Genomic DNA, 8,319 nt, shown 5'->3' with positions numbered 1-8,319 from the left:
TACACTGAGGTTGGTTCGACCTTTAGAGCTTAGGTAAACTTGTTCCATTAGGAATATTGACTAAGAAGCCATCCACTTCTATAAGTGGTGGTAGTTCACTGAGAGATTAAGGTAAATTGTTGCATCTATGAAAAAACAGCTATATAATATGAAGGGTGCTTGTTTTACAAGAAATATTTTAGGAGTATAGCTCAATTGGGAGAGCATGCGATTCATATCACAAAATTGAATAGGTACATGGGCCTGTAGCTCAGTTGGGAGAGCGTTCGGTTCGCATCCGAGAGGTCGAGAGTTCGAATCTCTTCAGGTCCACCATGTACGGGAAAATCTGAAAAGAGATTTTTCCGTATTTTTTATGTATAAAATCAACAGTAAAACGGTAAAGTAAAATGTAAGAATATAAATATAAACAGGTGAATGTAGTGATTGAAAATTTAGGTTCATCAGATATACTGTCGAAAATATTAAATATACTGTCAGTAATTCTTCCTATTTTAATAGTGTTGATATTAATTATTATAGATAAAAATAACAACTAGAGCTTTGTTAAAGAGCTGCAATAAGAAATGAAGAAAAAATTTAATTTTCATACTGAATTCCAATTTTTTCTCCCATTAATACCCTTGTTTCATAACCTTTTTTTGTCTGCTCAATTATGTCTTTATCAACTGTAATTTTATTTTTTTCAAAAAATAAAATTACAGTTGATCCACCAAACTTGAAGTACCCCTTTTCAGCACCTTTAGAAATATCTTTTTTGGGGCAATAAGTTTGTATTATTGAACCCACGCAAGTAGCGCCTATCTCCACATAAATTACATCACCAAAATTATTAGAATGAAAAATACTCCATTCCCTTTTGTTTTTACAAAACACATTAGAAATATTTTCTAAAGATATTGGATTTACGGAATAATAGTCTCCTTTAATTTTTTTATAAGATTCGCATTTTCCCCAGTCTATAAAGTGAAATCTGTGGTAGTCTGTTGGGCATAGCCTGAATATTAAACAGGTGCCATTGTTGAATTTTACAGGTGTTTTGTTATTGTTTATTAGATCACATAGGCTGTATGTAAATCCTTTAATTTGGACAATTTTGTTTAAATTTATATGCTCATATGCTGTCAATCTTCCATCAACAGGTGATATTAAAATTTTTTTATTCATATTAATTGGCCTAGCATTTTTTTTGAGAGACCTTGAAAAAAAATCATTGAAACAATTAAAATCATTGTAATCTATGGCACATTCAGACATATCTATATTAAAATCATCTATAAAGGACCTGATTTTCCTTTTACTGTATTTGGTGCTGCAAAATAAGCCATATAATTTAGAAAATATCTTCTTTTTAACTATGATTTCAAGAAATTTCATTCCCAGGGGGGAAGAATAGATCCACTTTAAATAAGCATCTCCTGCCACTTTTTCTATATTATAATTTTTCGTCCTTCTGTTAAAATATCTAATCATTTTCTACCTTCCAGTTAACATTTTAAATAGTTGAATTTGTTTATTATTTATTTTAACATTATAATAATTATATGAAAATGGCTTTTAAATCCTTTTATTAAAAACTATTGAGTTATTTTAATAACAGAGTATAATGAAAATGGATATAATTATACTGACCAGTCAATAATTATGCGATAAAAATCTGGAGTGGTATTTATGAATAATACGAAAAGAACGATTTCTGAATCTGCTATAAAAGTTTTTTCTAAAAACGGGTATAATGGTGCAACAATGGATGCTATAGCAGCTGATGCAGGTGTGGCAAAGGGAACATTATACTATCATTTTAAAAGCAAGGAAGAGATATTTAAATATATAGTTCAAGAAGGGATGAATGTACTAAAGGGAAAAATAGAAAGTGATTCTAAAGATGTAAGTGACTCTTTGGAAAAGATAAGAATTCTCTGTAGAGTTCAGTGGGGATTGATTTATGAGAGCAGAGATTTTATAAAAGTAATAATGAGTCAGATTTGGGGACAGGAAGCAAGGCAATTAGAATTGAGGGAATGTATAAAATCTTACATAGTTTATATACAAAATTATTTAAAAGAAGCTGTGGATGATGGCAGCATAAAAAAATGTAATTTATCTTTTTTATCGTACACCTTATTTGGAACAGTCTGTTCTGTTGCTGTTTATGAGTTAATGAATGAAGATAAAAAAGATCTGGATGATATGATAGAAAGTCTTATGAATTATATTTTAAATGGAATAAAGGTAGAAAAGGAGAATAAGATTTAATCTCCTTTTTAAAATCTTCCGGATTTAATTATGGAGATTATCAATATAATTCCGATCAATATAAAAAATATAAAATTTACAATACCTATTAATGGGATATTGTAGATTTTAGGACCTATATTAAAATTTAAAATCAGAGATGAACTTACAATTATGGAGCATGTTATTAGGGAAAGTGATAGCCTGTTTACCATTTTATTTAACTGGTTTATGGAATCATCAATTTTACTAAATTTTAATTCAATTTTAGTTCTTCCATTTAATATACAATCCATTAATTCTATTGTTTTTATTGGAAACTTTGAAAAATTCTTTGTAAAATTATAGGAATTTATAAGGATATTTTCTGGATTTATATCATCAAAATAATAAAATTTATTGTTGCTTTTAACAAAGGGTATTGCTATGTCTAGAATATCAATTTCAGGTGATATTTCTGTTACTAGACCTTCTACCATAATTAAACTCTTCACCAGTAATATTAAATTTTTGGGTAAAGTAATACTATTATTTTTTGCACATTTAAAAATTTCTGTTAATAATACTGAAATCTTTATATTTTTAAGAGAAGTAGACAGATAGTTTATTAAAAACAATTCTACATCTTCATACAATTTATTTCTATCTATAAGGTCTTTTTTTACACCTATTGATATAATAACAGATACAAGTTTGTCTGTATCTTTATGTACTATGGACATAATAGCCTCATTTAAAAGAAGTCTAAGTCGGGGCGAAATGGTACCTACTATTCCAAAATCCAAAAAACATATTTTTTTATTGAGTACCATTAAATTTCCAGGATGGGGATCAGCATGAAAAAAGCCATCGGTAAATACCTGCTTAAAAAAAGATAAAGCTAATTTTTTACCTAAATCCTGTAAATCATATTTTTCTTTTTTTAGTTTTTCTATGTTATTTATTTTAAATCCATAAATTTTTTCCATAGTCAATACTTTAATTCCCGATAATTCGTTTACTACATAAGGCACATAGCAAAAATTTACATTTTCGTTTAGTTTTTTGAATTTTGACATATTACTAGCTTCCAGATTAAAGTTTAGTTCCTGTTTAGTTGAAAAAAGTAATTCATCCAAAGCTTCTTCAGGATCAATTAAGGATTCTTTAAATTTAACTTTAGTAATTTTTATAATTTTATACAGTATATATATATCTGTTTCCATCTTCTCTTTTATATTAGGTCTTTGTATTTTTACGATAACGTTTTTCCCATTTTTTAAAGTTGCATTGTATACTTGGGCAATAGATCCCGATGCCAGGGGGATCTTTTCAAAATGTTGAAAACAATCTTCTATGTTTTTATTAAATTCTTCAAAAAATACTTTATTTATATTTTCATAACTTTCAGGAAGTACATCATCTTGGAGCTTTGAGAGTTCTTCAATGTATTGAGAAGGCATTATATCAGGTCTTGAACTTAATATTTGACCTATCTTTATAAAAGTAGGTCCAAGTTCTTCGAAAGCTTTTCTGAGATTTTGAGGTGACTTTTCTTTATTGTGATTTTTAGTACATACTAAAAATTTAAAACCGTATTTAGCTAATACCTTCATTATTTCTTTAAATCTTTTCGAATATAAAGTTTTCATGACATATATTTTGTTCTGACTAAAGCTTTAAGCTTTAGTCATTTCTTTTATTTTATTTTCAAGTGCAATTAATCTCTCATTTATTGATGATATATCTTCTTTAGACGCAAGATTCATATCCTTTAGTATTGATAGCAAATCATTCTTGTTTATAGGTTTTATATCTTCTTTTTTAGCTATAACTGTTTTTTTTAATTCTTCAGATAGTTGTTTCCCCTCATCTACTGTTATTTTCCCCTTTTCAACCATTTCCTCAATTAATTTTACTGCTTTCTCATAAGTATATGCAGCTGAACCTATGCCTGCCAAAAATAAATTTTTTAATTCATTGATCATATTTAATCCTCCTATATAAATTTATAAATAAATTACCTAACAATCCATATGATTAGAAATTGGTAGGATTGTAGATAATATAAAGTTTTTTATAATGCTGATTTATGCTTTATTTAATAAAAGTTCATAAAAAAATTGACAATTTTCATAAATTATAATAGAATATGAAGGTAGCAAATGTATATGCGCTCGTAGCTCAGTAGGATAGAGCAGCGGTTTCCTAAACCGCGTGCCGGAGGTTCGACTCCTCTCGGGCGCACCATAGAGTTTCGTAAGTGCAATATTTAAGGGATATTTATCTTAGAAAAATTTTATCTATTTAGAGATAGTATATCCTTTATTCTATATTTATATTTTATTTATCAATATTCATTTATATGTTTATTTAAAAGAATAAAAATTTAAGTAGAAGTCAATTAATATATTGTTTTTGAGGTATCTATATAATGGATTTTATGGCTGAAGCTTTAAAACAGGCTAAAATAGCTTTAGAGTTAGGTGAAGTTCCTGTAGGTGCTGTTATAATAAAAAATCATAAAATTATATCAGAAGCATGTAATTTAAGAGAAACTTTAAAAGATCCTACTGCCCATGCAGAAATTATTGCTATAAGGGATGCTTCCAAAGTACTTGAAGATTGGAGATTAGAAGACTGCAGTATGTATGTTACTTTAGAACCGTGTGCTATGTGTGCGGGGGCTATATTACAATGCAGAATTAGTAGGCTGTATATAGGTACTTTTGATCCGGATGCAGGAGCTTGTGGTTCTGTAGTCAATATATTGCAAAATGAATTTTTGAATCATTGGACTGATATTCATTGGACTTATAGGAAAAAATGTAGTGACATATTAAAACGATTTTTTAAAAATAGAAGATAGATATTAAATAATAAGTGTGGAAGCGTATCGAAGTGGTCATAACGGGCCTGACTCGAAATCAGGTAGTCCTTACTGGGCTCGTGGGTTCGAATCCCACCGCTTCCGCCATATAGACTATCACTTATTGATGAACCAAGAAGGGTTACCAACAGATGGTTTTTTTTGGAAGCTACAAATTGCCAATATTGAATTTTTCCTTTTTGTTTGGTATAATAGGATCGTTAAAATTGATATATGGAGGTATAGCTCAGCTGGTTAGAGTGTACGGTTCACATCCGTAAGGTCGAGGGTTCGAGCCCCCCTGTCTCCACCATAATGAACAAGCCTGTTTTTAGCATAGTTAAAGGTAGGCTTGTTTGTTGTATTTTGCAGGTTCTTTAATATAAAATAAACTATTGTCAAAACAATGTATAAAATGATATTATAATAACGTTGGAATAAAATAAGCTTTAAATTAAACTAAAAGGAGAAAAACATGATAAATAATTCAGGAAATCCAACTATGTATATTGGTGGTAAACCTAAAGGAAATTATACTGATATATCAACAAAGTACATAGATAAAGCTTTTGAGAACAGCCATTTGAATAATAGCATCAAAGATAAGCAAAGAAATTTTACATATGAACGTAAAAAGGACAAGCATCTTCTTATCTATGAGATAGAAAGATAAGTTTAATTGAATTGAGATTACTATATTAGTAAATTAAAAGGATAATTTATCATTGATATAGATTGTAAAATAGGATTGGAAGTAGATATCAAATTGAACTTCTGATAAAAGTGTTGCTTTGTTCAAAAATATATGTTAGAATACATAAGTGGAAAAAGCAGCAGTTAGTGATATTTTGCTGAAAACTTAATAAAATTTATTTCATGAGTAAACCTATGGAGAGATGTCCGAGAGGTTGAAGGAGCACGCCTGGAAAGCGTGTGTAGGGGAAACTCTACCGGGGGTTCGAATCCCCCTCTTTCCGCCATTTTAACTTTGTCGTGCTAGATGGGGAGTTAGCGGTGCCCTGTAGCCTGCAATCCGCTGCAGCAGGATTGAATTCCTAGCTTAGTCTGTAAAATGTAAGGCCTGGCTCATAAAAGTGGCGTTGAGAACTTGATCCCACGCAACGGAAACTCATGAACCCCGTCAGATCCGGAAGGAAGCAGCGGTAAGTGAACATTTTCGTGTGCCGTGGATAAATCTGGTTTGAGTTAACTATATGGGTAACGCTTATAGTTTATCAGGCGAAGCTAGGTGCACGACTTTAATACTTTAAACTGAATTAAAAAGATACCATATGGTATCTTTTTTGTCATGTATTTAAATAAAGGTTATAATATATATAAGAAGGTGATAACATGGCTTATACCGCATTGTATAGGGAATGGAGGCCTAAAACTTTTTCTGATGTAGTAGGCCAGAACCATATAACAATTACGCTTAAGAATCAAATATTGAATCATAGGGTGGCACATGCATATTTATTTTCAGGAACAAGAGGTACAGGGAAAACTTCAATGGCTAAGATATTAGCTAAAGCAGTAAATTGTTTAGATTTAAAAGATGGAGAACCTTGTAATCAGTGTGAAATGTGTAAAAAGATAAATGAGGGAATTTCTATGGATGTAATAGAAATGGATGCAGCTTCAAAACGTCGATTGGAAGATATAAAAGATGTAATTGAAAATGTAAAATATCCTCCTCAGGAGGGAAAATACAAGGTCTATATTATGGATGAAGTACATATGCTCACCCAGGAAGCGGTGAATGCATTTTTAAAAACTCTGGAGGAGCCTCCATTGAATGTAATATTTATACTTGCAACTACTGATCCCCAGAAGCTTCCTGTTACCATACTTTCGAGATGTCAAGAGTTTGATTTTAGAAGGATAAAGAGCTCAGATGTATTTAATAGACTTAGATGCATAGTGGATAAACAGGGGATTTTTGCAGATGATAGAAGTTTGAATTTGATATCTAGAATGTGTGATGGAGCCATGAGGGATGCCCTCAGTATATTGGATCAAGCAATATCCATGGGTGACGGAAAAGTTGAGTACAGCAGTGTAGTGGATATGCTGGGTTTGGTTACAAATGAGAATTTATTTAAACTTACAAATAGTATAATAGAAAAAGATGTAGAGTCGTCTATGAGGATAATTGATGACATAGTTTTAAGCGGGAAGGATATAGCTAATTTTATTAAGGATATGATAATTCATATGAGAGATCTTTTGATGGTAAAGGTTTCTAATAGTCCTGAGGACGTACTTGATATGTCAGAGGAGAATATAAATCTTTTAAAGGGGCAGGCACAGAAAATACGCGTGGAAGAAATAATGAGGAATATAAGAATACTTCAAGATGCCCAGGAACAGTCTAAGTGGGTTAAACAGAGCAGGATTTATCTAGAACTTGCAGTAATAAAAATGTGTAAAATAGAATATGATACATCTAAGGAAGTGATCCTTGCCAGATTGAACAGGCTGGAGCAGGCATTTAAGCAGGGTGAGATTAAGGTATCCTGTGAAAGGATAATTCCTGAAGCAGTATCTCACAAAGAAAATGTAGTAGAGAAAAACCTTAATAGCGTGAAAAAAGATACTTCCTGCAAATCAAGGCAAAATTTATCTAAGGATTTAAAACCTATAGAAGAAGAAAATATGTATTCAAAGCTTACTTTGGATATGGTGAAAAAAAGCTGGAAAGACATACTTGAATCCCTTAAAGGCAAACATCAGATGGTGTTATTTGCGGCACTCACTACAGGAAAGCCGATAAAATGTGAAAGAGGAATAATAACTGTAGAATATGGGAAAGATTATTCTTTTCACAAACAGAGATTGGAAAAGGATGAAAATCAGAAAATAGTGAATGGAGTTTTTTCGGATGTATTGAAGGAAAGAGTTACTGTTAAGTACACTATAGAAGATCAAATTGATTCTGAATTTAAATCTAAGGAACAATTGTTAAAAGATACTTTTGGAGAAGATATGGTTGAAATACTCGATGAATAATATAGTAGCTGTTTTAAGTATCATCTTGTCAAGTAAAGGCATTAGCCAGTAAGTATTCGGATAGAGTAAGTAAAATATTTTTAGGCAGAAAATAAGGAAAGGCCTCCAGCAATTACCTGGCTGAAAGGCCTTTTATTTATACTAAAGACTTTTTATAATTAAATTGCCATAAAAAATAGAAAGGAGCTTTAGTATGAACAATATAATTTTAGATGAATTAGAAT

7 protein-coding genes, 5 tRNA genes and 1 other RNA gene are annotated in these 8,319 nt (G+C 30.6%); 10 read left to right on the top strand and 3 right to left on the bottom strand.

From position 1 onward, the window contains the following. Positions 1-239: 239 nt before the first annotated feature. Positions 240-315, top strand: a tRNA-Ala gene (locus LN736_RS18485). Between the two features lie 264 nt (positions 316-579). Here LN736_RS18485 and LN736_RS18480 read toward each other — a convergent pair. Next, a complete protein-coding gene (locus LN736_RS18480; RefSeq protein ID WP_179978603.1) occupies positions 580-1,473 on the bottom strand; it encodes a phosphatidylserine decarboxylase in 894 nt (297 codons plus the stop codon). A 198-nt stretch (positions 1,474-1,671) separates the two neighbouring features. On the opposite strand from LN736_RS18480, the gene LN736_RS18475 reads away from it, so the two are divergent. Further along, entirely contained in the window at positions 1,672-2,256 is a 585-nt protein-coding gene (locus LN736_RS18475; protein ID WP_150358950.1) for a TetR/AcrR family transcriptional regulator, read from the top strand. 8 nt (positions 2,257-2,264) lie between these two features. Here LN736_RS18475 and LN736_RS18470 read toward each other — a convergent pair whose 3' ends face one another. Both LN736_RS18470 and LN736_RS18465 read right to left on the bottom strand, forming a co-directional pair. Then, positions 2,265-3,830, bottom strand: coding sequence for an ABC1 kinase family protein (locus tag LN736_RS18470; protein WP_150358951.1), 1,566 nt, complete (start codon positions 3,828-3,830; stop codon positions 2,265-2,267). A 63-nt stretch (positions 3,831-3,893) separates the two neighbouring features. After that, positions 3,894-4,202, bottom strand: a complete 309-nt coding sequence (locus tag LN736_RS18465) for a phasin family protein (protein WP_150358952.1) — start codon at positions 4,200-4,202, stop codon at positions 3,894-3,896. Positions 4,203-4,387: 185 nt separating this feature from the next. Here LN736_RS18465 and LN736_RS18460 point away from each other — a divergent pair. The 8 genes from LN736_RS18460 (at position 4,388) to dnaX (ending at position 8,095) form a co-directional block, all read left to right on the top strand. Next, positions 4,388-4,464, top strand: a tRNA-Arg gene (locus LN736_RS18460). A 184-nt stretch (positions 4,465-4,648) separates the two neighbouring features. Then, positions 4,649-5,083, top strand: a complete 435-nt coding sequence (locus tag LN736_RS18455; RefSeq protein ID WP_229982185.1) for a nucleoside deaminase — start codon at positions 4,649-4,651, stop codon at positions 5,081-5,083. Between the two features lie 18 nt (positions 5,084-5,101). Then, positions 5,102-5,191, top strand: a tRNA-Ser gene (locus LN736_RS18450). A gap of 128 nt (positions 5,192-5,319) precedes the next feature. After that, positions 5,320-5,396, top strand: a tRNA-Val gene (locus LN736_RS18445). A 162-nt stretch (positions 5,397-5,558) separates the two neighbouring features. Then, on the top strand, positions 5,559-5,756 hold the full coding sequence (locus LN736_RS18440; RefSeq protein WP_150358790.1) for a hypothetical protein: 198 nt from the start codon (positions 5,559-5,561) through the stop codon (positions 5,754-5,756). 217 nt (positions 5,757-5,973) lie between these two features. Further along, positions 5,974-6,063 (top strand) — tRNA-Ser (locus tag LN736_RS18435). A gap of 11 nt (positions 6,064-6,074) precedes the next feature. Further along, an RNA gene (ffs, locus tag LN736_RS18430) (signal recognition particle sRNA large type) lies at positions 6,075-6,340 on the top strand. Between the two features lie 96 nt (positions 6,341-6,436). After that, positions 6,437-8,095 carry a DNA polymerase III subunit gamma/tau gene (gene dnaX / locus LN736_RS18425; RefSeq protein WP_150358791.1) on the top strand — a complete coding sequence of 553 codons (1,659 nt, stop codon included), beginning with the start codon at positions 6,437-6,439 and terminating at the stop codon, positions 8,093-8,095. The last annotated feature ends 224 nt before the right edge of the window (positions 8,096-8,319 follow it).

Origin of the sequence: Clostridium aromativorans, from assembly GCF_020908015.1 — a bacterium.
In the GTDB taxonomy this organism is placed as follows: domain Bacteria; phylum Bacillota; class Clostridia; order Clostridiales; family Clostridiaceae; genus Clostridium_B; species Clostridium_B aromativorans.
The sequence above is the reverse complement of the archived record's forward strand: the minus strand, read 5'-3'. Positions and strand labels throughout refer to the sequence as shown.

What these genes read in the sequence shown, in the direction of transcription:
- LN736_RS18480 (WP_179978603.1), bottom strand. Translation starts at nt 1,473, where the DNA reads ATGATTAGATATTTTAACAGAAGGACGAAAAATTATAATATAGAAAAA.
- LN736_RS18475 (WP_150358950.1), top strand. Translation starts at nt 1,672, where the DNA reads ATGAATAATACGAAAAGAACGATTTCTGAATCTGCTATAAAAGTTTTT.
- LN736_RS18470 (WP_150358951.1), bottom strand. Translation starts at nt 3,830, where the DNA reads ATGAAGGTATTAGCTAAATACGGTTTTAAATTTTTAGTATGTACTAAA.
- LN736_RS18465 (WP_150358952.1), bottom strand. Translation starts at nt 4,202, where the DNA reads ATGATCAATGAATTAAAAAATTTATTTTTGGCAGGCATAGGTTCAGCT.
- LN736_RS18455 (WP_229982185.1), top strand. Translation starts at nt 4,649, where the DNA reads ATGGATTTTATGGCTGAAGCTTTAAAACAGGCTAAAATAGCTTTAGAG.
- LN736_RS18440 (WP_150358790.1), top strand. Translation starts at nt 5,559, where the DNA reads ATGATAAATAATTCAGGAAATCCAACTATGTATATTGGTGGTAAACCT.
- dnaX (WP_150358791.1), top strand. Translation starts at nt 6,437, where the DNA reads ATGGCTTATACCGCATTGTATAGGGAATGGAGGCCTAAAACTTTTTCT.